The organism is Halomonas elongata DSM 2581 (genome assembly GCF_000196875.2).
GTDB classification, from domain to species: Bacteria; Pseudomonadota; Gammaproteobacteria; order Pseudomonadales; family Halomonadaceae; genus Halomonas; species Halomonas elongata.
On sequence record NC_014532.2, the window covers coordinates 750,617 to 775,846 of the forward strand.

23 protein-coding genes and 2 tRNA genes are annotated in these 25,230 nt (G+C 59.9%); 17 read left to right on the forward strand and 8 right to left on the reverse strand.

Annotated features, from left to right (window positions below):
- Window positions 1–56: 56 nt before the first annotated feature.
- The gene (locus tag HELO_RS03450; protein WP_013331408.1) at window positions 57–776 is read right to left on the reverse strand and encodes a YebC/PmpR family DNA-binding transcriptional regulator; all 720 of its coding nucleotides are present in this window, start codon (window positions 774–776) and stop codon (window positions 57–59) included.
- A gap of 179 nt (window positions 777–955) precedes the next feature.
- Between HELO_RS03450 and HELO_RS03455 the strand changes: the two genes are divergently transcribed.
- The 5 genes from HELO_RS03455 to HELO_RS03475 all read left to right on the forward strand — a co-directional run bounded on the left by HELO_RS03455 (window position 956) and on the right by HELO_RS03475 (window position 5,870).
- Window positions 956–2,152 (forward strand): M24 family metallopeptidase, encoded by a 1,197-nt coding sequence (locus HELO_RS03455; protein ID WP_013331409.1) that lies wholly within the window; start codon window positions 956–958, stop codon window positions 2,150–2,152.
- A 115-nt stretch (window positions 2,153–2,267) separates the two neighbouring features.
- The gene (locus tag HELO_RS03460) at window positions 2,268–4,166 is read left to right on the forward strand and encodes an ABC transporter ATP-binding protein (protein WP_041601880.1); all 1,899 of its coding nucleotides are present in this window, start codon (window positions 2,268–2,270) and stop codon (window positions 4,164–4,166) included.
- Complete coding sequence (locus tag HELO_RS03465) at window positions 4,163–4,588, forward strand: RidA family protein (protein WP_013331411.1); 426 nt, start codon at window positions 4,163–4,165, stop codon at window positions 4,586–4,588. Before HELO_RS03460 ends, HELO_RS03465 begins: the two co-directional genes overlap by 4 nt.
- Window positions 4,588–4,863: a YrhK family protein gene (locus HELO_RS03470; protein WP_013331412.1), complete on the forward strand. Its 276-nt coding sequence runs from the start codon at window positions 4,588–4,590 to the stop codon at window positions 4,861–4,863. The genes HELO_RS03465 and HELO_RS03470 overlap by 1 nt, the downstream gene beginning before the upstream one ends.
- Window positions 4,864–5,006: 143 nt before the next feature.
- Complete coding sequence (locus tag HELO_RS03475) at window positions 5,007–5,870, forward strand: outer membrane protein assembly factor BamE (protein ID WP_198410724.1); 864 nt, start codon at window positions 5,007–5,009, stop codon at window positions 5,868–5,870.
- Window positions 5,871–5,886: 16 nt separating this feature from the next.
- Here HELO_RS03475 and HELO_RS03480 read toward each other — a convergent pair whose 3' ends face one another.
- The gene (locus tag HELO_RS03480) at window positions 5,887–8,223 is read right to left on the reverse strand and encodes a CHASE2 domain-containing protein (protein WP_013331414.1); all 2,337 of its coding nucleotides are present in this window, start codon (window positions 8,221–8,223) and stop codon (window positions 5,887–5,889) included.
- Window positions 8,204–9,469 (reverse strand): FecR domain-containing protein, encoded by a 1,266-nt coding sequence (locus HELO_RS03485; RefSeq protein ID WP_013331415.1) that lies wholly within the window; start codon window positions 9,467–9,469, stop codon window positions 8,204–8,206. The genes HELO_RS03480 and HELO_RS03485 overlap by 20 nt, the downstream gene beginning before the upstream one ends.
- A gap of 787 nt (window positions 9,470–10,256) precedes the next feature.
- Between HELO_RS03485 and HELO_RS03490 the strand changes: the two genes are divergently transcribed.
- From HELO_RS03490 to HELO_RS03500, 3 genes are all read left to right on the forward strand, one after another.
- Window positions 10,257–11,612, forward strand: coding sequence for a YadA family autotransporter adhesin (locus HELO_RS03490; protein WP_162301209.1), 1,356 nt, complete (start codon window positions 10,257–10,259; stop codon window positions 11,610–11,612).
- 716 nt (window positions 11,613–12,328) lie between these two features.
- Complete coding sequence (locus HELO_RS03495) at window positions 12,329–13,072, forward strand: response regulator transcription factor (RefSeq protein WP_013331417.1); 744 nt, start codon at window positions 12,329–12,331, stop codon at window positions 13,070–13,072.
- A 230-nt stretch (window positions 13,073–13,302) separates the two neighbouring features.
- On the forward strand, window positions 13,303–14,364 hold the full coding sequence (locus tag HELO_RS03500; RefSeq protein WP_013331418.1) for an NAD(P)H-dependent flavin oxidoreductase: 1,062 nt from the start codon (window positions 13,303–13,305) through the stop codon (window positions 14,362–14,364).
- Window positions 14,365–14,639: 275 nt separating this feature from the next.
- Here HELO_RS03500 and HELO_RS03505 read toward each other — a convergent pair whose 3' ends face one another.
- Window positions 14,640–15,125, reverse strand: a complete 486-nt coding sequence (locus HELO_RS03505; protein ID WP_013331419.1) for an Hsp20 family protein — start codon at window positions 15,123–15,125, stop codon at window positions 14,640–14,642.
- Between the two features lie 292 nt (window positions 15,126–15,417).
- A tRNA-Thr gene (locus HELO_RS19085) sits at window positions 15,418–15,484 on the reverse strand.
- 154 nt (window positions 15,485–15,638) lie between these two features.
- Between HELO_RS19085 and HELO_RS03510 the strand changes: the two genes are divergently transcribed.
- The 9 genes from HELO_RS03510 (at window position 15,639) to HELO_RS19460 (ending at window position 21,933) form a co-directional block, all read left to right on the forward strand.
- The gene (locus tag HELO_RS03510; protein ID WP_013331420.1) at window positions 15,639–16,994 is read left to right on the forward strand and encodes a site-specific integrase; all 1,356 of its coding nucleotides are present in this window, start codon (window positions 15,639–15,641) and stop codon (window positions 16,992–16,994) included.
- Window positions 16,981–17,661: a hypothetical protein gene (locus HELO_RS03515; protein WP_041601882.1), complete on the forward strand. Its 681-nt coding sequence runs from the start codon at window positions 16,981–16,983 to the stop codon at window positions 17,659–17,661. Before HELO_RS03510 ends, HELO_RS03515 begins: the two co-directional genes overlap by 14 nt.
- 50 nt (window positions 17,662–17,711) lie before the next feature.
- Window positions 17,712–18,026 carry a hypothetical protein gene (locus HELO_RS03520; RefSeq protein ID WP_013331421.1) on the forward strand — a complete coding sequence of 105 codons (315 nt, stop codon included), beginning with the start codon at window positions 17,712–17,714 and terminating at the stop codon, window positions 18,024–18,026.
- A complete protein-coding gene (locus HELO_RS03525) occupies window positions 18,013–18,528 on the forward strand; it encodes a hypothetical protein (RefSeq protein WP_232519614.1) in 516 nt (171 codons plus the stop codon). Before HELO_RS03520 ends, HELO_RS03525 begins: the two co-directional genes overlap by 14 nt.
- Window positions 18,525–20,084 carry a DUF3631 domain-containing protein gene (locus HELO_RS03530; RefSeq protein ID WP_013331422.1) on the forward strand — a complete coding sequence of 520 codons (1,560 nt, stop codon included), beginning with the start codon at window positions 18,525–18,527 and terminating at the stop codon, window positions 20,082–20,084. The genes HELO_RS03525 and HELO_RS03530 overlap by 4 nt, the downstream gene beginning before the upstream one ends.
- Window positions 20,085–20,378 (forward strand): hypothetical protein, encoded by a 294-nt coding sequence (locus HELO_RS03535; RefSeq protein ID WP_041601883.1) that lies wholly within the window; start codon window positions 20,085–20,087, stop codon window positions 20,376–20,378.
- Window positions 20,379–20,391: 13 nt separating this feature from the next.
- A complete protein-coding gene (locus HELO_RS03540; protein WP_041601884.1) occupies window positions 20,392–20,997 on the forward strand; it encodes a hypothetical protein in 606 nt (201 codons plus the stop codon).
- Window positions 20,994–21,560: a hypothetical protein gene (locus HELO_RS03545; RefSeq protein WP_013331423.1), complete on the forward strand. Its 567-nt coding sequence runs from the start codon at window positions 20,994–20,996 to the stop codon at window positions 21,558–21,560. The genes HELO_RS03540 and HELO_RS03545 overlap by 4 nt, the downstream gene beginning before the upstream one ends.
- Window positions 21,561–21,702: 142 nt before the next feature.
- On the forward strand, window positions 21,703–21,933 hold the full coding sequence (locus HELO_RS19460; RefSeq protein ID WP_405514833.1) for an HGGxSTG domain-containing protein: 231 nt from the start codon (window positions 21,703–21,705) through the stop codon (window positions 21,931–21,933).
- 713 nt (window positions 21,934–22,646) lie between these two features.
- On the opposite strand, the gene HELO_RS03555 is transcribed toward HELO_RS19460, so the two are convergent.
- The 3 genes from HELO_RS03555 to HELO_RS03565 form a co-directional block, all read right to left on the reverse strand.
- Window positions 22,647–22,722, reverse strand: a tRNA-Thr gene (locus tag HELO_RS03555).
- A gap of 51 nt (window positions 22,723–22,773) precedes the next feature.
- On the reverse strand, window positions 22,774–24,087 hold the full coding sequence (locus tag HELO_RS03560; RefSeq protein WP_041601885.1) for a glycine cleavage T C-terminal barrel domain-containing protein: 1,314 nt from the start codon (window positions 24,085–24,087) through the stop codon (window positions 22,774–22,776).
- A gap of 268 nt (window positions 24,088–24,355) precedes the next feature.
- A complete protein-coding gene (locus HELO_RS03565; protein ID WP_013331425.1) occupies window positions 24,356–25,177 on the reverse strand; it encodes an acyl-CoA thioesterase in 822 nt (273 codons plus the stop codon).
- Window positions 25,178–25,230: the final 53 nt, after the last annotated feature.

A 25,230-nucleotide genomic window follows, 5' to 3' on the forward strand; every position in this document is an offset into this window, starting at 1 on the left:
TGACCTGGCCGGCCCTCAGGGCCGGCCTTTTTTTGCGCTGGCTTTCTGCGAGGTGCTCAGGGCAATTCGCCGCTGTGAAAAACGTTCTGCACATCGTCCAGATCGTCGAGCATGGAGAGCAGTTTCTCGAACATGGCGATGTCGTCGCCTTCCACCGGCGTCGTGGTCTGGGGCACGAACTGGATCTCGTCGATCTCGAACTCCAGCTCACCGAAGGCATCGAGTAGCGCCTGCTTGGCCTTGGCATACTCGGTGTGGGGAGCGAAGACGGTGATGCGACCTTCTTCGTTCTCGATGTCGGTGACATCGACATCGGCTTCCATCAGCGCTTCGAGGATCGCTTCCTCGTCCTCGCCATCGAAGGCGAGAATCGCGCAGTGGTCGAACATGTGGCTGACACTGCCGGGAGTGCCGAGCTTGCCCTTGCACTTGGTGAAGCAGGTGCGAACATCACCGATGGTGCGGTTGGGATTGTCGGTCAGGCACTCGACGATGACCATGGCATTGCCCGGGCCGAACCCCTCGTAACGGGCGGGGGAATAGTCTTCGCCGCCACCGCCGCTGGCCTTGTCCAGAGCCTTGTCGATGACGTGAGCGGGAACCTGGGCTTTCTTGGCTCGCTCGATCAGCCCCCTCAGGGCGAGATTGGCATGGGGATCGCTGCCTCCCTGCTTGGCGCATACATAGAGCTCACGCCCATATTTGCCGTATACCTTGGCCTTGGCATCCGACGTCTTGGCCATGGATTCCTTGCGGTTCTGGAAGGCCCTGCCCATTGCGTTGTCCTATTGCCGCTAATGTTGTGCAGGATTCTACGAAACCGCAGGAGGTGGGAACAGTCTTATTTCGGCTTCCCGGAACGACCACCTACACTGGAAACGTTGTCGTGTCGCCCAGCGCAGGCGTTCATGCCGGGAAATATGCGCAGGAAGTGCCTGCTGTCAGGAGCGCTGTCATGGATTATCAGGCCTATCGCCAGGCTCTCGCTGCCACCCAGCAGGGGAGCGAACTGACGTTCATGCCGCAAGAATTCACGGCGCGCCGCCGCGAGGTGCGCCGTCGAATGCGCCAGATGGGCATCGATGCCCTGTTGCTCACCGATCCGGCCGATCTTTACTACCTGACCGGCTATCACTCCTTCGAGGTTTCGGTGCATGCCTGCCTGGTGGTGACCGCCGAGCGTCTGGTGCTGCAGGTGCCGTCGATCGAGACCGGCCCGGCGGTGGTCACCGCCATGGTCGACGAGATTCTCGGCTATCGTTGGGAAAGTATCGATGAGGTGGTCGAGCCGCTGGCCGAGACCCTGGCGCCGCATGGCGTCATCGGACTGGATGCCTTCAATGCCGGGCTACGTCACGGTGTGATCGGCGAGCTTCAAGCCAGGCTCGGGGCGGCGCGGTTCCGCAACGATGGCGGCGAGTTGCTCGATGGCGTGCGGATCGTCAAGAGTGCGGCGGAGCTCGAGTGTCTGCGCGAAAGCGCCCGGATCACGTCCCTGGGGCTAGGTGCGGCGGAGGCGATCATCGAGCCCGGCGTCACCGACAATCAGGTGGCGGCCGAGGGCGCCAGGGCGATGCTGGCGGCGGGCAGCGAGTTCATGAGCCTGCAGCCCATCGTGACCAGCGGGCATCGCAGCGGCACCATTCACGTCAATCACAAGCGCCGGACGATCGAGCAGGACGAGCCGGTGTTCCTGGAGTTCGGGGCGGCTTTCCAGCGTTACACCGCGCCGATGATGCGGACCGTCGTGGCGGGGCAACCCAGCCGCGACATGCTGGCGCTCGGTGAATTGTGTCGGGAAATCGGTGAAACGCTGTGCACGGCCATGCGGCCGGGCAATACCTTCGATGAGGCGGCGCGTGCCGCCGAGGCGGTGCTGGCGTCCCAGTCCGAGCGAGCATTCTTTTCCGGCGTCTTCGGCTATGCCGTGGGCGCCCAGTTCCCGCCGAGCTGGGTCGAGGGGACGGGCTTCATCGCGCGAGGGCAGGTGAGGGCGTTCGAGAGCGACATGGTCTTTCATCTGCCGCTCTGCCTGCGCCTGCCGGGTGAGTGGGGCATCGGCCTGAGCGATACCGTCAGGGTCACGCCGGAGGGCGGCGTGGCGTTGACCGACAATGACTGGCGGCTCGCGACTCCGGACAACGCCAGTTGAGTGGGCGGAAGCGAGCGATGGGTAACGGAGTTGGGTGTCGCTCTTGACCTCAAGTTTACTTGAGGAATTATCTTGCAAGCTCGCATTGCCCGTATTTCTTTTCGAGAGCGTCGCTATGTTCCGTTATTTCGAGAATCTGGTGAATCCGTACCCCGAGGGCGAGCCTCGGGTACCACCGCGTGGGCTGTTGCCCTTCATCGTGCATTTCTCCCGACCGGTGGCCGGCCTGCTGGTGGCCATGTCGCTGGCCACCGCCCTGGTGTCGGCCGCCGAGGTGGTGTTCTTCCACTACATGGGCGAGCTGGTTGACTGGCTTTCCAGCGCCGAGCGCGAAGGCTTCCTCGCCGAACACGGCTGGCGCCTGGTCGGCATGGGATTGCTGGTCGTCGTGGGGCTGCCCCTGCTGGTGCTCTTGCAGTCACTGCTGACCCATCAGGGCATCTTTGGCAATTACCCGATGCTCGGTCGCTGGCTCTCGCATCGCCATATGCTGCGCCAGAGCATGTCATTCTTCCAGGACGAGTTCGCCGGACGCGTATCCCAGAAGGTCATGCAGACGGCGCTGGCGATCCGCGAGACGGTCATGAAGCTGATGGACCTGTTGGTCTATGTGGCCGTCTACTTTACCGGCGCCATGCTGTTGCTGGGCAACGCCGAGCCGTGGCTCATGGCGCCGCTGGTGGTATGGCTGGTGGGGTATGTCGGCATCATGTGGTTCTTCGTACCAAGGTTGCGCAACGTTTCCATGGCCCAGGCCGATGCCCGTGCGCGCATGACCGGTCGGGTGGTGGACAGCTACAGCAACATCCAGACCATCAAGCTGTTCGCCGACACGCGCCGCGAGCAGGACTATGCGCGTGATGCCATGGAGAAATTCATGGTCACCGTGCATCGCCAGATGCGATTGGCCACCCGGCTGTCGGTGAGCCTGACGCTGCTCAACTCGCTGCTGCTCGTCGGGGTTGCCGCGATGGCGGTGGGTGCCTGGTATCTGGAAGCCGTGTCCCTCGGCGTGATCGCGGTCGCCATCGGGTTGGTGATGCGCATTCGCTTCATGTCCGACTGGATTCTGTGGGAGGTGGCTGGCCTGTTCGAGAACATCGGTACCGTGCAGGATGGCATCAATACCATCGCGCGGACGCCGGCGGTGCTGGATGCGCCGGATGCCGCCGAACTCGAGGTGCCCAGCGGCGAGATTCGCTTCGAGGCAGTGCGGTTCGGCTACGACTTGCCCGACGGTGAGGCGCGGCGTGTCTTCGATGGCCTCGACCTGAACATCGCTCCCGGCGAGAAGGTCGGCATCATCGGTCGCTCCGGTGCCGGCAAGTCGACCCTGGCCAACCTGCTGCTGCGCTTCTATGACCTGGAGAGCGGGGCGATTCGTATCGATGGGCAGAACATTGCCGAGGTGACTCAGGAATCGCTGCGTCGTCACATCGGCATGGTGACTCAGGATACCTCGCTGCTGCATCGTTCGGTGCGTGACAACATCCGTTACGGTAGTCCCGATGCCAGCGAGGAGGACATACAGCGTGCGGTGCGACAGGCCCATGCCGACAGCTTCCTCGATGACCTGGTTGACCCACAGGGACGCCGAGGGCTGGATGCACATGTCGGGGAACGCGGTGTGAAGCTTTCGGGTGGACAGCGACAGCGGATCGCCATCGCACGGGTGCTGCTCAAGAACGCGCCTATCCTGGTGCTCGACGAGGCGACTTCGGCGCTGGATTCCGAAGTCGAGGCGGCCATTCAGGAACAGCTCTATGCGCTGATGGAGGGCAAGACGGTCATCGCGATTGCGCACCGGCTGTCGACCATCGCCATGCTGGATCGCCTGGTGGTGATCGATGAAGGACATATCGTCGAGACCGGCAACCATGAGCAACTGCTGGCCCGGGATGGCATATACGCTGCGCTATGGCGGCGCCAGTCGGGCGGTTTCCTGGGGCTCGAGGCTTCCTCGGAGACCGACGAACGAAGAGATCAGCGGCCCATGGAGGAAATGCCGTCATGATGCGCGAGTCGATCAACCCGCACTCCGTGGCCGATACGCTTCAGTATGGCTTCAGTCAGGCCGTCGTCGTGAGCGGCGGTCATCGCGTCTATCTGTCCGGCCAGGTGGGCATCGATGCCCATGAAGTCCTGGCCGGCCCCGATATTGCCACCCAGACACGGACGGCACTCGATAATATCGACACGATACTGCGGGGAGTCGGTGGCTGCCTGGCGGACGTGGTAATGCTGCGCCTCAATGTGGCCGAATGTGCTCGCTATGAGCAGGAAAGCGTGATCGGCGTGTTGCGCGAGCGATTCCCGGCATCGCCTCCTGCGACCTCCTGGACCGTTGTGCGCGGGCTGGCCGAGCCCGAGTGGTTGATCGAGCTCGTGGCCGAGGCCGTCATCCGGGAAGTGCTGCCAGGAGAGGAGACAGCGTAGTGAAAGCCCCCCATCTCGATGATCCTCTGACACTGAGAATCGGCCATGAGGAGCTGATCATTCGGCGACGCTATGAAACGCTCAGCATCGCCAATGATTTTCTCATCGCCATCTGGTTTCTCGTCGGTAGTGTGCTCTTCCTTTATCCGAGCCAGGAAACATTGGCGGTCTGGATGTTCATCATTGGCAGTTTTCAGTTTCTGGTGCGTCCGGCCATTCGGTTGGCCAGTCATCTTCACTTGAAGCGTATTCCCGATAGTGAATGGCAGAAGTGAAGTGCTATACAGAAGAGCGATACGAGTGAAATATCAGGACGCTACGGTATGACCGGATATCGATCGGGCCTGGCGGGACTGTCTGTTACTCTGCTGCTGCTGTCGTGAAGACGCGGGTGCGATAGACTTGATACCGATAAGGCTTGCAGAATCCGGCAGCCAGAGGCGGGAGACGGGGTGACGTGAACCTCACGAAAACGTTCAGGGAAGCGCTCGGAAAAGTATCGAGCGCCATGCATGCCAGTGATCGACCCGTATCGGGAATGCCTTCCGGTGTCGTCAGGCAGGCATCATTGGGAGCCGCTTTGGCGGTGTCGCTGATGTTGAGTGGCTGTTCGACGGTGGGAGGAGACGGTGATGGTTTCCCCGATCCGGATGATGCCTACATGCGGGGGGGAACCCTCGAATCAGCGCAGGCGATCAAGACGATACATTCCGGCATGACCAAGGATCAGGTCCGGGATTTGCTGGGAAATCCGCATTTTTCCGAAGGATTGTTCAACGTCCGGACCTGGAATTACTTGTTCGAGCTTGGTGCCGATGACGATCATGAGTCCATGATGTGCCAGTTCCAGCTGGCCTTCGACGAGGAGATGCGCGTCGCGGAAACACGCTGGAAGACGGCCCGATGCGCCATGCGTTTTTCGTCCATCCAGGTCGAGCCGATCGAGGGTTCGAGCATGGTTCAGTACTACCGTCTGCCCATCAAGGGCATGTTCTCGGCGGATGGTAACCTGACCGACAAGGGGCGGCGTGTGCTGGGCGACTTCGTGGATATTTCGCGGCATGAGCTCCTCGATCCGGTGCTGTCCATTGGCAGCTACCCGGAGCCGGGACAATATCTAGCCCAGCGTCAGGCGGTGCAGCGCTTCCTGGAGGCTCGGGGAGGAAACGCCATCGAGGATATTTCGCTTACATCGGCGGCTGTCTCGCCCTGCCTGGGACACGATGGCACCAAATCCTGTCGGAATACGCAGCAGATCGTCATCGAGATTCGCGAACCCTGAACGGCCGGCATACGGCTCACGTCGTTGCCGGGTCGTCGTGTATCGTGCCGTCGACGTCTGCCGTGCCGGGAGATTCCGAGTAGCTCGGCAAGGTGAGGCGGAATCGGGTGCCGACGTTTTCGGTACTCTGGCATTCGATGGTTCCGCCATGCCGCTCGATGACCGACTTCACCAGCGACAGGCCCAGACCATGCCCCGTGGATAGGTGAGCGCCGGAACTGCGCTGGTAGCTATCGAAGATATGGGGCAGATCCTGCTCGGGGATACCGATCCCCTGGTCCTGAATATCGAAGACAATGCCTTTCGCTGTCTCCCTGGCCTCGATCGATATGCAGGTGTCGGGCAGGCTGTATTTGATGGCGTTGTCCAGCAGGTTGAAGATCGCTCGCAACAGATAGGCTCGATCACCCTCCATCGGGCATTCATCCTCGATATCGTGCTTGATGCGGATGCCCCTTTGCTGAGCCGCCGGCCAGGCTTGATCAATGGCTTCCAGGATGACGTCGGAAAGCAGTACGAATTCCTTTTCCATGGCGCCGAACTCGATCTTGGTCAACTGCAGGAAACTGTCCGTGAGCGTCAGGGCATTGCGTGCCTGCTGGGCGACGCGGTCGAGAAGCTCCTTTTCGGACAAGCGTGATGACGCGCTGTGCTGGAGCTGAATCAGGGCCAGGATGCTGGATTGAGGGGCCTTGAGGTCATGCGAGAGAAAACGCAGCAGGCTGGCGCGCTGCTCTTCCGCCTGTCGTTTACTCGTTACATCCACCAGGCCTATCAGCCAGCCGACCTCGAAGGCATCGACGGCAGTGACCAGTGACGACACCTTGAGGCGATAGTGCCGTTCGTCATTGCCCTTGTATAGCTGGTCGTCGAGTGCTCCAAGGTCGTCGGTCTCGAGCCGCCTGCCAGCGGCCTGGCCCTCCGGCGTCATGCTCACCAGCAGATCGTGCACCGATCCCTCGTCGGGGATCTCGTAGTGTCGAAGCAGTTGTTTGGCCTGGGCGCTGGACAGAATGATGCGACCCTGCATGTCGACCACCAGGGTGGCGATGGGCATGGAATCCATCGCGTCGGAGATGAACCGGTGAGTATTGCGCAGGCGGGTGATGGCACGCTTGAGTGAGAACAGGCGGCGATGCAGCACGAGCCCCCATTCCTTCGTCGGTACGGCGACGGGCGCCGGGATGATGCCGGGTTCGTTCTCCAGGTGTCCGATTTCCTGCTGGAACCAGGTCAGGGCCGTGGCCTGGCAGCGCCAACTGATGAGGATACTGGCGGCGATGACCGCGCCGAAGCTGATCGTGGGCGGCCACCACCATCCGCTGACCAGCAGGCCCCAGGTACTCATCGCGATGACAGTCAGAACGGCGAGGGTCAGCTTGGCCATGTGCCGGAACTGGAGGGCTCGGACGAGGCCCATGAAGACCAGCAAGGGCAGAATGGAAAAAATGGAGGCCAGCCAGGTCGGAACGTCCCGGATGATATCGCCTTGCAGCAGTCCGTCCAGGAGATTGGCCTGAATTTCGACACCGGGCATGCCGCCGTCGGCGGCCCCGAATGGGGTGGGGTGACGGTCCCCGAGCCCCTTGGCGGTGGCGCCGACCATGATGATGCGATCTTCCAGCAGGGAAGGGGGCAGGCGTCCTTCGAGGATGTCGACGTAGGAGACGCGTGGATAGTGATACGTTGGCCCTCGATAGGGGATCAGGATATCGAGACCAGCGTTGTCCCTGGACAAGAGGTGACGGGTGACCTCCGGGGGCGCGACCCTATCATCCTCGATGAGGTCCTCGTAGAGCCGCAGCGTCAGTTGAGGTACGGACCTGCCCCGCAAGTGAATGCGGCGCACGGTGCCGTCGTCGTCGGCCCGAATATCGATGTGGCCGAGACCCCGGGCGGCATTACGGAGCGGTTCCGCGGGTAGCAAGTAACGGGGAATCGACGATCGCCCGCTCGTTTCGGGAAGGATGATGGGCAGATAGGTATGCCCCTGGCGCCTGATAGCGTCGGCGAGGCGTTGATCGTGGTCTGGCTGACGCGAGGGTTCGATGAACACCACATCGAACAGTACGGCACTGATATCGGTAGCGGCCAGACGGTCCAGCAGTGCTGCGTGCATGTCGCGCGGCCATGGCCACTGGCCCAGCGCGTTCAGGCTGCGCTCGTCGATGGCCACGATCAGGATGTCGTCATTCGGTGGCTGTATCCGGGTGGTCAGCAGACGATCATATACATAGGCATCGGTGGACCAGGAACGCTGTCCAGCCCACCAGGTCAGCACTATCAGGCAGAGTCCAATCAATAGCCAGGTTCTGGTCAGGCCATGTAACAGGTTACGGCTGGTGTGCGGCACCTTGCCTCCCGGAGGCCACTACAGGAGAGTCAACGAACTTGCCCGCGTCACCGGATACCTGCAGCCGCCAGAAGAACTCGTCCGTGGGCAGGTTGCGCAAGGTGACGCCTTGACTGTCCGAGAATGACCGACTCAAGAAGGGGTCACTGAACGAACTGTCCTCGGACAACTGTAGGCGATATTCCAGTCCGGGGATATCGGTCCAGCGGAAGGTGTAGCCATCATCGCTGGTGTCCAACGCCGTCTCGACCGGACGATGGAGGACCAGCCGACGGCCATAGCGGCCCTCGATGCCGAGCGCATCGAGGGCCGACCCTCGTGCGTAGTAGAACCCCCGGGGAACCGAGTCGAAGGTCAGAAGGCGCGTGTTGCTCTGTTCGTCGCGAAAGATGGTCTGGAAGTCGGGATCCCGCGCCAGTTGCACGCGATAGGATTCGGCGCCCGCCACTTCGGAGAGTTGGATCTGCAGGGGGTGGTCGAAGGAATGTTCGTCTGCTTTCAGTTCGGGCGGGGGAAGAAGGATCGCGACCTGGGGGAAGGCATTCGTGCGTGCCAGTACCCCCTGGCCGGCGGGGACACTGGTGGTGCGCTCACCTTGCTTCAGGACCACCTTGCCTTCCAGGGTGCTGACACGGATGCCATCCTCGGCATGGGTCACGCGGAGTCTAGTGCCGCGCACCCCGATGACCCCGGTGGGCGTATCGATGTCCAGTACCTCGTGATAATCACGTTGTGTCGGTACATGGGCCTCCAGTTCGCCTTGCTTGAGGTACAGTCGGGCATGGCGTCGATTCTGTTGCTTGAGTGTTACCCGGGAGTTGGATGGCAGAACGACATCCTCGCCGTGCGGCAGACGTAGCGATACGAAGGTCCGGCTCCCGGTCTCCAGAGTATCGCCGGGCGCAATGAGCATGTCCTCGTGTAACGGTACACGCCTTCCGTCCTCCCCGATCAGCCAGGCGCTGCCTTCGCAATGTCGGACCTCGGCGGTCAGCTCCGGCAGGCGCGGGAGATCGAGAATATCGCCGGGCTGTAGCCGGCGGGGATCTTTCACGCCATTGGTCTCGCGCAGTATCGGCCACTCGCTAGCATCGCCCCGGTAGCGCTCGGTGATTTCCCAGAGTGTATCACCCGGCTGCACACGATAGCGTTCGGTCTCGACAGGGTCATGGGCGGGTGCCGCCGCACTCAGAAAAAAGGCGGTGCAGCATAGGCCAGCCAGGCCGTATCGGTACCATCTGTTCATCTTTTCACTCCCATGCACGACATCGCGTGAAAACGGCAGGCCATTTACCGGCTAGCATACGCGAAAGCATGGCACGACGTGTCCTGTTGGTAATGTTTGTTCATATCATGAGGATGCCTCGGGTATCTCCGTGTTTATTGGCATTCATGCATGTCGGCTTTGGACGATTTAGCGAGACGAAAATCCCGTGATGCTTCTTTGTATGCGTCACTATCCTGGAAATTCAGGTGGTTGCCGGGGAAAGGATTTTTGGCTTTCTGGTGCTTTTATGCATGTCGATGTTAGGTGCTTGGAGGTGGTTGGAGGTGGGCTATCGTGAGTGGTGGCGGGAAAAGTCAGGTGACTTATGAATGTTAAAAATTGTTAATTATGTTAACTATTGGTTACTTTTGTGATGGAATTGACATGCGAACCGTCTCTCCGTGCTTTGACGGGTCGCGTAAGGGAAATGCTGAATAAATAGCCGAGCATAGTGAAGTGCAAGGCGCCAAGGGCACAGAAGGCGATACATGACATGAGGTTGGACGAGCTTTCGAGCACCGAAGCTATTTGCATGCGCAGGCATTCATTTAGTGTTTCCTGTGTTCCGGGAGCCATGAGTACAGCAGAGAAAATATGCCAGGAGATCAGGCCTGGTGCCCATATATCGGAATGAAGCCTCCAGCGCCTATCGAGGAAGAACCCTGAAAGGTCGGGGGTGTTAATGATCAACATGTTTCACCTGATCTGGAACGGTTCCCGTGGTTGTCTGGAGGGATGCAGCATGACTCGTTGCACGGGCAGATTCATGATTTCTCGAGGTATTGCTGGCGGCATGCTGCTGGGTGTTGCGTTCATCATGGGACTGGGGGCGAGTGGCGATGTCCAGGCCCGGAAGTTTGCCTCGGATGGCAGTACCTGTGTCTCGAGTACCGGCGATACGGCCGTCGGCCGGACTGTCACTCCTCTGACCGATAGTGATCCCATGGATGGGTCCGGGACCTATTCCACAGTGGCTGGCTGCAATGCCGATGGTAATGGCCAACTCGCGGCGACGGTGTATGGCACGTTTTCCGAGGTGACGGGAAGAGGGGGAAGTGCCTTCGGCTTCTTGAGCGAGACCGGAAAATGGGCGTCCGCACTGGGGCTCGAAGCCGTCGCCACGGGAACCGGCGGCTCGGCCATGGGGTTCGGGAGTCGTGCGACCGCCCTCAATTCCGTTGCAATCGGTGGCGCAGCGGGGGATGGCGCCAACCCTCTGGCCGTGGAGAATTCCACCACGGCGTCCGGTCAGCACGCCATTGCCATTGGTGCGAATGACGTACGCGGGGCCCAGGCTACGGGAACGTCCGCTATCGCAATAGGCGGAGAAGCCACGGCGAGTGCAGTGTCGACGATCGCCATGGGAAGTGGCGCGACGTCCACGGCGGATGGCGCGATGGCCCTGGGAGACGGCGCCTCGGCCAAGGACACGGGCAGTGTGGCAACTGGTCACGGAGCCCGGGCCGAGACTGCTGGCGGGGTGGCTCTTGGAGCGGGCTCGCAGGCAACTCGCGAGGGGATGAACGGCGCCGAGGAAGCTTTTTCCAGCGAAGTCGTGGCGTCGACACAGGGTGCGGTCTCAGTGGGCCGTGACGGCGGCGAGCGTCAGGTCACTCATGTGGCGGGGGGAACCGAAGATACGGATGCGGTCAACGTTCGCCAGTTGGAGTCGGTGCAGGCCGGTGCGGTGAACTATGACCGACATGATGATGGCAGCGTGGACTACCGTGCGGTGACCCTGGGCCATGGAGGCAGGCCGACTCAGTTCCACAACGTGGCACCAGGTGAAGCGTCGACCGATGCGGTCAACGTCGGGCAGCTGGAGGAGCTGAATGGGCGGTTCAGTCGGCAGATCAGTGGGCTGGGCAGTCGTATCGACAACGTCGAGGACAACGCCAATGCGGGTACCGCCAGCGCCATTGCCGCAGCCTCCGTACCCCAGGCCTACCTGCCTGGCAAGAGCATGGTGGCTGCCGGTGCGGGAACCTACAGTGGCGAGTCGGCTGTCTCCGTGGGAGTGTCCCGACTCTCCGACAATGGCCGCTGGGCGGTGAAGCTCAATGCCACGGGGGATTCTCAAGGCAACTTCGGTACCGGCATCGGGGCAGGCTTCCATTGGTGATCAAAAAGGTCGCGGTCATGCGAGATAGCCCTTGTTAGGCATGCGGTGTGGAGTCGGCTTCTCTGGATCTTGACAGCGACTCAATCGAAGGTGCCTGGTGAAATGCCATCGCAGGATTCAGGCCGATTTTCCAGGATCGGGTACATGGCATGCTGGGACGATTACCCTGTGGGGCTAAAGCCATGCTCGATCGAGACTTGGCCTTCATATGACAATAGTGAGGATGCAATGCCCGGGGACTGGCTCACTGCTGGTAATCGATTCGCCCTGATACCGATTGATATAGCGTTTTTATAGTGACCTGGAATGTCGAAGGATAAGGGGTTGTTGGTTATGAGCATAAGGGGCTGACATATACTCGTCATATCGGATCGAATCCGTGGTGGGATACAAGGGGGCTCATGAAGGGGGTTGGTCGTCGATGAAGATGAGGGTGTTAAAGGGGATAATTGGTCCTTTGTAGCAAGCTAAGACACATTCTTTCATAAAATATTTCTTAATACATCACGAGGTGTCGCTTACCATTAGAAGTGTCATGGATTCTTCCATGGCTCCCTGCTTTTGCCTGGCTTTTTGCCAGGCTTTTTTATTTTTTACGCATAATATGATGTTTTGAATCGCTTTGATGTGTCAAAGTGTGAATGATTGGCTATAATATATGCTCTGATCGAAAAAATTAATAGATTTAAAGTTTGCGCTGTAGGAGCTGTGTCTTGATGTTTATCGCCATCCTCGAGGACGACCCAGTATGTCTCGATCAGTTGACGAGGCTATTGCATACCGCATCGGAAAAGAGTTCACAGGAGTGGCAGGTCGACGAAGGAGAGACAGGGTGGCAGGTCGATGGATACCAGAATGCCAAGGACTTCGTGCGTGCTGTCAAACGGAAGACCTATAATCTCGTGCTTCTCGACTGGATGTTGCCGGATATGAATGGGCCGGAGATCCTGTATTGGATGGACGAATATTTCCAGTCTCCACCTCCCGTCATCATGGTGACCAACCGGGATTCCGAGCAGGATGTCGTTGAAGCATTGAAGGCGGGTGCGGAGGACTTCGTCAGCAAACCTTTCCGCTCCGAGGAGTTGATAGCGCGTGTGCTGACGACCCTGCGCCGCCATCATGTGAGTGGCAGGCATCGCAATGAATCCTTCAGTCAGGGAAACATCACCATATCCCCGAAGGAAGAAACCATCTATATCAATGACGAGGCCGTTAAGCTGACGCATCAAGAGTACCGCCTGGCGCTACTCTTGCTGCGTAACCTGAACCATCCATTGAGCCGTTCCTACTTGTATGAAACGGTCTGGGGGCAAGAAGAAAGCCCGATGTCTCGCACGCTGGATGTACATATCTATCGCTTGAGACGAAAGCTGGGGTTGAACGCCGAAAGTGGTTGGAAGCTGTCGTCTGTATACCGTTATGGATATCGACTTCAGAGAGTGGATGAAGGCGAATGACCCAGGCGTAATTCGGGCTTGGCTTTCTGCATGTTGCCATTACCGGTCAGGTAGCGTTCAGCGCTCCGGAAGAAGCCTTGACTGCGCTCGGCATACCATGGCATATGGGCCTTCCTGGCGACAGGGTTCTTCGATGCGTGATTGACTCCTTGCTTGCCTCTTCAGGGGGATTGCAAGAGACGCCATTGTGGCTTTCCCTTGTATATGGATCTCTTGCCAAGGAGTTAGCCATGTCATCCGCCGATGCCTTCTTGCAGCGACTCGGTCTCCGTTACCCCATCATTCAGGCTCCCATGGCGGGTGTATCCACGCCGGAGATGGCGGCGGCTGTCACCCAAGCCGGCGGCTTGGGCTCACTGGGGCTGGGAGCACTCAGTGTGGAGCGGGCGAGGGAGCAGATCCATGCCGCTCGCGAGCTGACGACGGAGCCCATCAACGTCAATCTGTTCTGCCATTGCTCCGCGGGGCGGGATTCAGGACGTGAGTTGTCCTGGCTCGGCCATCTGGCACCGTATTTTGCCGAGTTCGACGCTCGTCCGCCGGACGAACTGCGCGAGATCTATCGCAGCTTTGTCGGGCATGACGAGATGCTCGAGATGTTGTGCATGGAACAGCCGGCGGTGGTCAGCTTTCATTTCGGGCTACCTGGCCGCGAGGTGGTGCAGCGCTTGAGAGAGGCCGGGTGCATGACCCTGGCCTGCGTGACGTCCCTTGAAGAAGCCGAACGGGCCGAGAGCGAGGGGGTCGATGCGCTTGTGGCCCAGGGCATCGAAGCAGGCGGGCATCGCGGGGTCTTCAACGCCGAGCGGGATGATGGCATTGGCACCCTGGCGCTGGTGAGGCTGCTGGTGGCGCGAACCCGGCTACCGGTGGTCGCCGCGGGCGGCATCATGGACGGGGCCGGCATCAATGCTGCCTTGCAGCTGGGAGCCGCGGCGGCACAACTGGGCACGGCCTTTGTGCTGTGCCCGGAGTCCGCCGCCGATGCGGCCTATCGCGAGCGACTCAAGGGGGAGGGGGCGCATCATACGCGCATTACCGCGGCCATTTCCGGTCGCCCTGCGCGTGGGCTCGTCAATCGTTTTCACGAGATCGCCGATGATACCGCATTGCCCGATTATCCCGTGGCCTATGATGCTGCCAAGGCCCTGCATGCAGCGGCCCGTGCCACCGGCAATCACGATTTTGCGCCGCACTGGGCAGGCCAGGGGGCTCCCTTGGCTCGGGAGTTGCCCGCCGCTTCCCTGGTAGGAAAATTGGCAGAAGAAATGCAGGAAGCTCAGAGGCATTAGATGCGATGAGAAAGAAAGGGAAGAGTGATATATAAAAGGGTAGTTTCATAAAAGTTCATGAGAACTGCGTGGAAAGTGCTAGGCGTTATGCGGGGTTTTCGCTAGAGTTGTCAGTGCGATATCCACAATAGTGCGAGATCGTGCCTTGCCAGGGACGGCATCCTGGATCATGAAGATCGAGGAAAAATAGGCCCCGTCTTTACGGGGCCTGATTAAAGGGAAGTGATGTAGAGCGTTGTAGCGGTAGGCCTTGTCACGGACGACATGGCCGATCGTCAGGCAGTGCTTTCATTTCTTGACTCAATCTGCTGGAATTGAGACTTCCCTGAGCCAAGACTGTTGATCTCGATTTCGCGCGGCTTCGCTTCTTCGGGAATTTCGCGCAAGAGATCGATCACCAGCAAGCCGTTTTCCAGGTTGGCTCCCTGAACTTCAATGTGATCCTCAAGCCTGTAGGTCAGCTTGAAGGAATCGCGGCCGATGCCATGGTGCATGTAGGTGATGTTCTGGTCGTTCTTGTCATCGGCCTTGGTGCCAGTCACTGTCAGGACGCCGTTTTCCAGCTTGATGCTGAGATCCTCTTCGGAAAATCCCGCGACTGCCAAGACTATTCTATATTGGTTCTCTCCGTGCTTCTCAATGTTGTACGGAGGGAAAGTTGATGCCGAACTTCCCTCGAGGGCTCGATCAAAGAGATCGCTGAACCTGTCAAAGCCGATGGAATGACGGAAGAGCGGTTCGAGTGAAAGTGCAGTGCTCATCGATATGTCCTCCCTACTGTTTAGCGAAGTCATACCTACTGCCTTTTGGCCCACCTGTCTGGCTACCGCTCTGGAAGGTGGGCTGTCTGACATGAACAGAAATTAGGACGACAACGGAGATTTCAATCCTTCAACTTATAACGATTTTTCATGTTTTATGGCGGCTGGATATAATGCTGTCGGTTGATGCTCTCACTGTACCGATTGGCAGGTGGCTTCGTTATCGAGCTGCACCCAAACGCAAAACGGCCACTGCGATGTTTCGCTGAGTGGCCGTTTTCCATGATCTTTCTGGTGCCGGTGAGTGGACTCGAACCACCGACCTACGCATTACGAGAGCGTGATTATAGGAAATCGGCAGAAACGAGCGTCACCAATAGGACATCTAGATACTCAATTAAAACAGTATCTTGATCGGGTGTTGAAGGTTTCTCGTTGTTGCCTGCTATACCCTGTTATATCCTTCCAGTGGAACCTATTTGGAACCTATTTGGAACCTATAAAGGATAGGGCATGGCCAAGCAGACCGAAAAACTCACGACCCGGGTGCTCGAGCGGCTGGCCCGTGAGCTGCCCGAAGGTGACGAGGTGTGGGACAGCGACCAAGCCGGCTACCACGTCCGCGCCGGCAAGCGTGGCCTATCGCTGCGAGTGTCCTACTACAACTTGGCCGGCAAGCGCCGCGTGCTGACCCTTGGCCGCTATGGAGTCGGTAACATGACGGCCGCTAAGGCCCGCAAGGATGCTGGAGAAGTGCTGGGCATTGTGGCTCAGGGCGGCGATCCGCGGGCTGTGCTGGAGGAAGCCAGGGCTGAAGCCGAGCGCCAGGACCAGCAGACCCTACGCGCTTACCTGGATGGTCCCTACACTGCTTACCAGAATCGCCTGAAGGATGGGGCGGCCACTCTACGCCGGATCAAGCAAGACTTTCCCGGCTGGTTAGACAAGCCGATGGGCAGCCTGACCCGTGCCGATGTGGAGCGCTGGCAGGCCGATCAGGAAGCGGTGGACAAGCCCCGCGCCTTTGGCACCCTGAAGCGCAACTACGATGCCCTGTGCGGGCTGTTGGCCCACGCTGCCGAGCGCAAGGTGATACCGGCCCACCCGCTGAAAGGCGTGAAGTTGCAGAAGCCGGCACTGAACGAGGAGGAACTCGCCGAGCAGGGCGCCGAGCGGCGCTATTTGGAGCCCGAGGAAGTCGAGGCGCTGTTCACCGGCCTCGAGGCCTATCAAGACCAGCGGCGCCAGCAGCGCCGCAATAGCCGTGCCCACGGCAAGCCATACCTGTCCGACCTGGACGGGGCGGCCTACGTGGATCACGTCAAGCCGTGGATCTTGACGATGTACTTCACCGGCTTTAGGCCCGGCGATCTGTTCGGCCTGCGCTGGGAGCACGTCAACCTTACCTTCGCCACGATCCGCAAGGTGATCGAGAAGACCGCCCACAAGCGCCCGGAGCCCCAGACCTTCCCGCTGTCCAGCGCGGCGGTGGACGTGCTCAAGACTTGGCACAAGCAGCAGGGCGAACCGAAGGCCGGCCTAGTGTTCCCGTCACCGATCACCGGTAAGCGGATGAGTGCGACGGCAATGCAAAAGCCCTGGGCGGCCGTCCGTGGGCTGGGCGGGCTGCCCGAGGATCGGCAGCTCTACACCTTGCGCCACAACTTCGCGTCCCAACTGGTCATGTCAGGTACCGACCTGCTGACCGTCTCCAAGCTGATGGCCCATGCCGACATCCAGACGACCATTGCCCACTACGCCCACCTGGCTCCCGATCACAAGCGCGATGCCGTTGAGGTGTTCGCCCAGCTGGCGCCAGGGCAGGGTGGAGAGACCGCCAAGGAGGAGGCCGCATATGTCACTGCGTGATGATCAGCTTGAATGGCTGGAAGACGCTATTAGCCAGGTGCTGCCGCTATCAGAGAAGTACGGGATGGAGGACGACGACTGGCTCTCCTTGGTTGCTGAGCTGGCAGCGGCGAAATGGATGGCCCATAACCCACTGGGAGCGATGGGTCGCGCGCATCGTGGCCCCACCCTGCTGACTGAGGGACTGCCGAAACTAACATCGGAAGAAACTCAGGAGAGAAAGGAGGAGGCTGATACCACCGAGCACAAGGTTCATGCCGAACTGGAAAGAGCGCTGGCCAAATATTTGGACAGGGAGCATGACGGCGCTGAGTTTAAGCGCCTCTTGAGTGACGTGGCGGAGGCAATCAGGGAGCACCATTACTACACAGGCCCAGATGATGCGGGTGGGCTCCGTCAGAGGAAGATAGGCGCCGTTGTGGAAGATGCGCTGGCATATAGCCGCGGGCCTGGAAGACCCCACGGTAATCAGGAGTTCATCGACCAGATTGTGTCGGTCTGGCGGGAGCTGATCCAAGAAGGCAAGGCAACACCGTATAAGTGCCCTCGAAGCAAGATCGTTGCGCGGTTGTCAGATATCAACCTCTCTGAGGACCAAGTGAGAAGGGTTATAAACTCTCCGGCAGGTAAAGCGGCGGTAAACACCCGCCTTATCGACCCCCTCTAGCGTGCGGCAACAAAGATCATCAAGGCATACCCAGCAACAAGGATGCCTCGATGTCCCACACCATAAACGATCCCGCCGCTATCCTGGCCAGTGCCCTGGCCCATCACCGCGACGGCTTGGACCCAGAACTTATCGAACTGCCCGAGTCGGCCGTCTTCCCGCACCTGATCCCGGCTCAGCCTTCGACCGCGCGTAAGTCCCGCGTCACCGGCACCCTGCTGGGGAAGCCGACGCCACCCTTCGTGAAGCGCGGTCGCAGCGTTCGTTATCGCCTGAAGGACGTGCTCGACTGGCTCGCCGATGGCGATGCCTATGGCAACACCGCCGAGGCCTGCCTGGCCGGAGGTGCTCATGGTGATGCCTGAAACGAAAGCGCCCGCCCCGGCCAGGGGGCGAGCGCATCAAGGTAGATCCAGCACATCTTATGTTACCACCGGCCCTGCCGATGTGTATGCCTTGCTGGATCGTCTGGACAAGGTGAAGCAGACGCGGAGTGATGCTTGGCAAGCGTGCTGCCCAGCCCATGACGATCGGCGCCCCTCGCTGAATGTACGCCTGTCTGGCGATGGCACAATCCTGCTCAAGTGCTGGTCGGGGTGTGGTGCTGCGGATGTAGTGTCGGCTGTTGGCCTCGATCTGAAGGACCTGTTCCCGAGACGCGAGCGCGATACCTGGAGCAAGCCTGTTTCCCCCAGCCAGCGCTGGGTGCCCCGAGATGTTATTGCCAGCCTGGCTCACGAGGCGCTGATAGCGGCTACCGGAGCCGAAGAGGCAGCCAACGGAACCATTCATACCGCTGAGGATCGTCAACGCCTGATGGTGGCGGCTGGCCGTCTCCGGACGGCGGCCCAGGAGGTAGGGTTATGACTTCTGCCGTCTCCGATTCTATTGAAGATCGAGGCGTCGCCTGGCTGGACCAGCATCGTGCTGAACAGGACGAGGAAGGTGGCCGGCTTGCACGCATCCGGTCTGCGATATCGAGACTTGAAGACGATCCCGGTGCACTGTTCGAGCAGAGCATCCTCGATGATATCACCTCCGTTCGCCAGGAGAGCCCCGCCGATTGGCAGCGCATCCGGGCCGCCGCCAAGAAAGCCAAGGTGCAGGTCGGCGAACTCGACAAGCTGACCAAAACGCTGGGCAGTGGCGAGGGGGGCGAGATGTTCCCCACCGTCGAGCCATGGCCCGAGCCGGTGGATGGAGTCGCCCTGATCCGCGAGCTATCCGATACGCTCCGGCGTTTTGTGGTGTGTGACCCTGAGGTGGCCGACGCCGCTGCGCTGTGGATCACCTTCACCTGGTTTATTGATGAAGTGCATGTCGCACCGATCGCCAACATCACCGCGCCGCTGGCGAACTGTGGCAAGTCCACTCTGCTGGAGTTCATGGAGACATTCGTCTATCAGCCGTTGAAGTGTGACGGCATAAGCCCTGCTGCGCTGTTCCGGTCCATGGATCGATGGCAGGCCACCATGCTTGTCGATGAGGTCGATACCTTCCTTCGCGATAACGAGGATGCGCGCGGTGTCATCAACTCCGGGCACCGCCGAAACGGCTTCATCATCCGCGTGGTGGGGGATGACCATGAACCGAAGCGGTTCGCGACCTGGGGGGCCAAGGCGCTGTGTGGCATCGGTTCCATCGCCAACACGCTGGCCAGCCGCTCCATCCGCCTTGAGCTTCGCCGGAAGATGCCCCACGAAACGGTGGAGAACATCCGCTTCATGCCTCCGGAGCTTCGCCAGCGGCTTCAACAGCAGCTGGCCAGGCTGCATGAAGACCTGGCTGACACGGTGGCCGCTGCCCGTCCTACCCCTGTCCCCGGCTTGAGCAACCGCGCTGCTGACAATTGGGAGCCGTTGAAGCAGATCGCCGACGCCGTAGGTGGCGAGTGGCCGGAACGTCTCAAGGCAGTGGCCATCACCGTGACCCGCATGGATGACGAGGAACAGGCCAGCGATGTAGGGACTGAGCTGCTGAAAGACATCAAGGGAGTGTTCGAGGAGAAGAAAGCCAACTCGATCTTCACGGCTGACCTGACGGAAGCACTGTGGGCCGATAGTGAAGCGCCTTGGAATACCTGGAACCGTGGAAAGCCGATGAGTGCCAGGCAGCTATCGGCCAAGCTTGCTGACTTCGGTGTTCGCTCTAAGCAAATCCGTATCGGTAGCAGTACCAAGAAGGGGTATCGGAAAGAAGACTTCAAGGACGCCTTCGACCGTTATCTTCCCACCGACACCCCATCTCAAAGCGAAACAGCGAAACAATCCCACAACCATGGGGATTACAGCGACTTTCCAAACGAAACAGAGAGCCCCGGTGTTTCGGACGCGAAACGCTGCGAGCCCCATAACCACGCGGGTCGTTTCGATGTTTCGGAAGAAACACCCCGCCCCAGTGGAAAAAACCGGGAGGTGTTCTAAATGGCCACCGTTGATTACCTCCGAGCGCACAACCTGCAAGCCGAACCGCTGCCCGGTGGAAGGATCAGCGTCTGGCCTGCCGAGAATATCACCGACGAGACGCGAGTCTGGATCAAACGTCACAAGGCTGAGCTGCTTCAAGAGCTGGTCCCGACGAACAGCGACAAGCGTTATTCGTGGCGCGTCATTCGTGGCGGTAAGTCCATCTCCACCTTGGTGGGAGGGCTCCGCAGCCGCGAAGAGGCACTCGAGGCCGCCCGCGCTCGGTGGTCCGATGCCCGTGTAGAAGTGTGAAGGAGACTAAGCAATGTCTGATATCGATAAAGCAGTAGAGGCCTTCTACGGAGCCGCTGATTCACCAGCGTCACCGGATACGGGGGAACCAGATCAAGCACAAACAGATGACCCGGCAAGTCGGTTCTACAAAGACGATGAGAAACAAGCAGGTAATCCTTACGCGCTCGAGAAGGATGTCGTGGATCAAATGTATGGCGGATCGGACGCCGTCCAGTTGCCTGAAGATCTGGACCTCTCACCGCTGACGGCAGGCGATCCCAATGCTGATACCACTACGCTCAGTAGGAACCTGGGCTATATGGCTGCCGAGGCTGGCGCGACAGCCAATGATGTTAGCGCTTTGGTAGGCATGGCCAGCGAGCACGTGAGTGGGGGGAAGGTCGTTGACGATGCGACGCGCGAGCAGTCGATCCACGAAGTGCTTGCTCCCTACGATGGGGATCACAGCAAGCTTCAGGATGCTATCGATCTGGTAGCGACTTATCCCGAGCTAAGCGATTGGTTAACACAAACCGGTGCCGGAGACGATCCGCGCATCGTCAGCAAGATGATTGAACTCGCCCAGACTCCACGCGGCCGTGCCCGCCTGCAAAAGTTCCGAGGTATGCAGTCATGATGAACCCCGAGACCATGTCGACGACCAAACTCTCCCATCGCCTGAAGCATCTTGTGACTCAGGAGCGCCAGCTCCAGATGGATCTGGGGAGCGATCCCGATGCCATCCTGGGCGAGGCGATCTCTCTCACCGATATCGCTGAAGAAAAACGGCTCATTGCCTTGGAGTTGAAGAGGCGCGATAAGCAAGCCGACCAGGACCGCAAGGCTAAGATCGATCAAAAAGTCGTAGAACGCGACGAGGCCTTGAGTCAGGTTGCTGAGCTTAGCGCCCAATTGGCCGATAAAGCGGATGACCTCCAGGCGTTTGTCGACCTCTATCGAGATTTGATAGAGGCCTCGGCAAAGGCGTACGGCTGCAATGAGGCCCTGAAGCTCAGTGGTGAGTCGAGGATGAGCCTCCATCGCCTCTCGCGTGATAAGCACTGCGAATCGATTCGCGCCTTGGTCATTCAGGCCTTTGGCGTTGAGCCGTTTCTCGACATCCAGTTACGGGAGAAGGCGATTCACTGGAACTTCGACTTCAAGCAAGAGCTGCTGAGGCTCCAACACCCACCCAACTGAGGCTTGAGCCGGGCTCCTGATCCGAAGGTGCCCGGCCCATCGGCTTGGTCCCTGGGGATGTATTCAGGTGAAGCAAGGGGGAGAAGCTATGCGGGATACTCAGGTTGAACTGAGAAAGCGATTTAAGGCGTGGGCCCGAGCGATGGATAGGGGCGAGCACCCGCCCTTTCCCGAAGAATGTCGCCGCTTGTGCTGTGGAGCCAAGACCCGAGCGGGAACCCCCTGCAAGCGTCGTGACTTGTATGACTCGGGCCGCTGCCGCCTTCACGGTGGGTTATCAACGGGCCCCAAGTCTGGCCCACGAGCCAAGAAGGATCTGAAAACGCCAGTGGAAAGTTCCAGAGTCAATCCCGATCCCCTTCTACATCGATAAAGGCTGAAGGTCTTAATTAAACCCCATGAAGGGTTGATAAATGTTGAGATTGGGACGGATGGTTGAGGGAGGCTTGAGCTCCGCCATTTCCGCAAGCTTTCAAGGTAGGGGCGGGTGAACTATCGCGACGGCCGCGAATATTGGCAAAGACCAGCACAAGGCTACGGCATGGCTGACGACCACAGGGAATGAGCGGTGAAGCATATGTCGTTTTAGAAAGGAGGCATGGAAGACCACAACATAAACCATCACCGCGAGCACTATGCCGACCCATGCCGCCATGGTCAGTAGGCTCCCAGGAAGCACCCAGAGCAAGGTGTGCGCTTCTTTGAAAGCTATCCCTAGGGCGCCAACATAGAGGGCTAGCAAGGCCCACCGTGCATCCTTTCTGGATAGACCTGCTGGAACCTCGTATTGGAAGAAGACCCCAAGTTCTCGACAAACGGTAGGAATGGGAGCGTCTTCCTCGCATAAGGGAGGTCTCGGTCTGAGAAGCGACCCTTGCACGCTTCGGCCCATCCGTACTGGTATCCATCGGCCCTTTACCATAATGCCTTCCTCAAGATGGTCAGCCCCTGGCCAACAGTAGCGCAGCCGTGAGCAATTGGTCTTCTGAGTTTTGGTTGGGCGGAACCTATTTGGAACCTAAAGTCGTGGATAAAGAAAACGGCCACCGCGATGCTTCGCTAAGTGGCCGTTTCTATTGATGTTTCTGGTGCCGGTGAGTGGACTCGAACCACCGGCCTACGCATTACGAGTGCGTTGCTCTACCAACTGAGCTACACCGGCGCGCGAAGTATGATACTGGCATGCGCGCCGGTATGCCAGATCCGGGTGTGTTCAGTAGGCATAATCGCGACCGGCCGCCTTGGCACGTTCACGAGAGCTTGGATTGACCGATTCGCGGAAGGGCATCTCGCAGACTGTCGCGGCTACCGGCTGTCCTGGAATGTCGAGGAATTCGTCGGGTAGCCAGGCCACCAGTTCGGTACCCAGTTCTGCCGAAGAGACGGGCACATAGGCCATGGCGATGTTGGTGCCGAGTTCCGGCGAATACCAGGGCGAGGTGATCCAGCCATTGGGTTCGCTGCCGGCATCCGGGCCTACCAGCCAGAAGTCCGGTGCGTAGTCTTCGATGGGCTTGCCATCGAGCTTGAGCCCCACCAGTTGGTGGCTGAACGGAGGCCGACCGGCCTTGACCAGTTCCCGGGTGCGCTCCAGGGCTTCTTTACCGATGTAGTCCGCCTCCTTGGCCTTGGGCACCATGTGGCCAAGATTGCATTGGAAGGGGTTGGTCTCGTGGTCGAGATCCTGCCCGTAGGACAGGATGCCGGCGGCGATGCGACGGTGGTGGGCCGGTGCGATGACCATCAGGTTGTATTGTTCGCCGACGTCGAGAATGGCGTTCCAGACGGTCTCGGCGTTCAGGGTCGAGTCATGGGCATAGACTTCGTAGCCCTTTTCGCCGGAGAAACCGGTCTGGGAGATGAAGACGTCGACGCCCTCGATGCGGGCGGCCATCAGGCCGTAATAGGGCACTTCGCGTACCGCTTCGCCGACCAGGTCGGCCAGCAGGTCCTCGGACTTAGGTCCTTGAACCTGAAGCGGGCTGACGTCGATCTCGTCGATCTCGACGTCGAAGCGCATGCCATGATTGACCCCCCGGAACCAGTAGGCCAGGTCCGAATCGCTGATGGTGAACCAGAACTCGTCCTCGGCGACGCGCAGCATGACCGGGTCGTTGAGCACACGGCCGTGTTCGTCGCAGAGCACCACATAGCGCCCCATCATGGATGGCACCCGGGTCACGTCACGAGTGCAGACGTAGTTGCAGAAGGCCTCTGCCTCGGGGCCCTTGACGCGAATGGGCCGCTCGACGGCGACGTTCCACAGGGTCACGTCGTTGACCAGCGCGCGGTATTCCTCCATGGCGCCGCCATCCTCGGGGCGCACATAGGCGCGGGGGTGATACATGCGATTGTAGACGGTGGCCTTCCAGCAGCCGGCCTCGACGGAGAGGTGCCAGTAGGGAGACTTGCGAACCCGATTGGAGAGCAATAGCTGAATGCCAGGGTCGCCACTCTGACGGAGGTTGACCGGCACCCGGCGCTCGCTCTGGTCGATGGACTGCTGGAAGTTGACGTTATGTGTCATGGCGCGGCACTCCTCGTCCTTGGCTGATGGTCCGAGCGGGTGTCGAGGAGACGTATGCCTTTCGCCGTCGCTCTCGAGCGCTCGGACCTCGCTGTCGGAGGCCCGGGCGGGCATCCGCTCGACGGCGTCATCTGAGTCATGTCGGTCGTTGCGGATGAGGGCCGCCGATATCTTCAAGGTAGGCGTGAACGCGCGGATCACCGTTCCAGCGGCGACGCCGGTATTCCCGGGTACGACACACCGAGTACAGGCACTTTGCGTGCAGGTCCTAGCGCGGTGCCTCGTGCAGCCTCGTCAGTCCTTCCTGGGCACTGGAAGCGACCAGGCGTCCGTCACGATCGTAGATGCTGCCACGGGCGAAGCCGCGCGCGCCGCCAGCCCAGGGGCTGTCCATGTCATAGAGCAGCCAGTCGTTGACCTTGACGTCGTGGTGGAACCACAGGGCATGGTCGAGACTGGCGATCTGTAATCTGGGATCGCCGAAGACGAGATCGTGGGGAACCAGCGAAGTGGTCAGCAGATTGAAGTCGGAACTGTAGGCCAGCAGGTAGCGGTGCAGCGCCGGGTCGTCGGGCAGTTCGCCGGCCAGGCGGAACCACAGGCGCTTGCGAGCTGGCTGGCCGGGTTCGGCGCTGTCCTCGAGGTGGCGAAACTCGATCGGATGGCCGGGGAAGCGGGTCACTCCGGCGTCGCTCTCTTCCGGGCATTCGGGGGGCGTCACCTCGGGCATGCGCGGCTGGTGGGCGATGCTGGTTTCCTCACCGTGGAAGGACGCGCTGCAGAAGAAGATCGGCCGACCCTTCTGAATCGCCGTGATGCGACGGGTGGTGAAGCTGGCGCCGTCGCGCACGGCGTCGACCTGATAGACCACCGGCATCTGGGCATCGCCCGGACGCAGGAAGTAGCCGTGCAGTGAATGTACGCGGCGCTCGGCGCTCACGGTGTGGGTCGCCGCCGAGAGGGCTTGGCCAAGTACCTGGCCACCGAACAGTTGCGGCAGTCCCAGATCCTGGCTGCGGCCTCGAAAAAGGTTCTCTTCCAGGGGTTCCAGGGCGAGCAGGTCGACCAGGGCGTTTAGCGCGTCGGACATTCGGGGGTATCCTCCTGAGAAGGGTGTTGGCCCGCCTTGAACACCTTCCCTGG

What these genes read in the sequence shown, in the direction of transcription:
- HELO_RS03540 (WP_041601884.1), top strand. Translation starts at nt 20,392, where the DNA reads ATGTCTGATATCGATAAAGCAGTAGAGGCCTTCTACGGAGCCGCTGAT.
- HELO_RS03495 (WP_013331417.1), top strand. Translation starts at nt 12,329, where the DNA reads ATGTTTATCGCCATCCTCGAGGACGACCCAGTATGTCTCGATCAGTTG.
- HELO_RS03460 (WP_041601880.1), top strand. Translation starts at nt 2,268, where the DNA reads ATGTTCCGTTATTTCGAGAATCTGGTGAATCCGTACCCCGAGGGCGAG.
- HELO_RS03450 (WP_013331408.1), bottom strand. Translation starts at nt 776, where the DNA reads ATGGGCAGGGCCTTCCAGAACCGCAAGGAATCCATGGCCAAGACGTCG.
- HELO_RS03535 (WP_041601883.1), top strand. Translation starts at nt 20,085, where the DNA reads ATGGCCACCGTTGATTACCTCCGAGCGCACAACCTGCAAGCCGAACCG.
- HELO_RS03530 (WP_013331422.1), top strand. Translation starts at nt 18,525, where the DNA reads ATGACTTCTGCCGTCTCCGATTCTATTGAAGATCGAGGCGTCGCCTGG.
- HELO_RS03525 (WP_232519614.1), top strand. Translation starts at nt 18,013, where the DNA reads ATGGTGATGCCTGAAACGAAAGCGCCCGCCCCGGCCAGGGGGCGAGCG.
- HELO_RS03485 (WP_013331415.1), bottom strand. Translation starts at nt 9,469, where the DNA reads ATGAACAGATGGTACCGATACGGCCTGGCTGGCCTATGCTGCACCGCC.
- HELO_RS19460 (WP_405514833.1), top strand. Translation starts at nt 21,703, where the DNA reads ATGGATAGGGGCGAGCACCCGCCCTTTCCCGAAGAATGTCGCCGCTTG.
- HELO_RS03515 (WP_041601882.1), top strand. Translation starts at nt 16,981, where the DNA reads ATGTCACTGCGTGATGATCAGCTTGAATGGCTGGAAGACGCTATTAGC.
- HELO_RS03490 (WP_162301209.1), top strand. Translation starts at nt 10,257, where the DNA reads ATGATTTCTCGAGGTATTGCTGGCGGCATGCTGCTGGGTGTTGCGTTC.
- HELO_RS03500 (WP_013331418.1), top strand. Translation starts at nt 13,303, where the DNA reads ATGTCATCCGCCGATGCCTTCTTGCAGCGACTCGGTCTCCGTTACCCC.
- HELO_RS03565 (WP_013331425.1), bottom strand. Translation starts at nt 25,177, where the DNA reads ATGTCCGACGCGCTAAACGCCCTGGTCGACCTGCTCGCCCTGGAACCC.
- HELO_RS03455 (WP_013331409.1), top strand. Translation starts at nt 956, where the DNA reads ATGGATTATCAGGCCTATCGCCAGGCTCTCGCTGCCACCCAGCAGGGG.
- HELO_RS03510 (WP_013331420.1), top strand. Translation starts at nt 15,639, where the DNA reads ATGGCCAAGCAGACCGAAAAACTCACGACCCGGGTGCTCGAGCGGCTG.
- HELO_RS03505 (WP_013331419.1), bottom strand. Translation starts at nt 15,125, where the DNA reads ATGAGCACTGCACTTTCACTCGAACCGCTCTTCCGTCATTCCATCGGC.
- HELO_RS03545 (WP_013331423.1), top strand. Translation starts at nt 20,994, where the DNA reads ATGATGAACCCCGAGACCATGTCGACGACCAAACTCTCCCATCGCCTG.
- HELO_RS03520 (WP_013331421.1), top strand. Translation starts at nt 17,712, where the DNA reads ATGTCCCACACCATAAACGATCCCGCCGCTATCCTGGCCAGTGCCCTG.
- HELO_RS03465 (WP_013331411.1), top strand. Translation starts at nt 4,163, where the DNA reads ATGATGCGCGAGTCGATCAACCCGCACTCCGTGGCCGATACGCTTCAG.
- HELO_RS03560 (WP_041601885.1), bottom strand. Translation starts at nt 24,087, where the DNA reads ATGACACATAACGTCAACTTCCAGCAGTCCATCGACCAGAGCGAGCGC.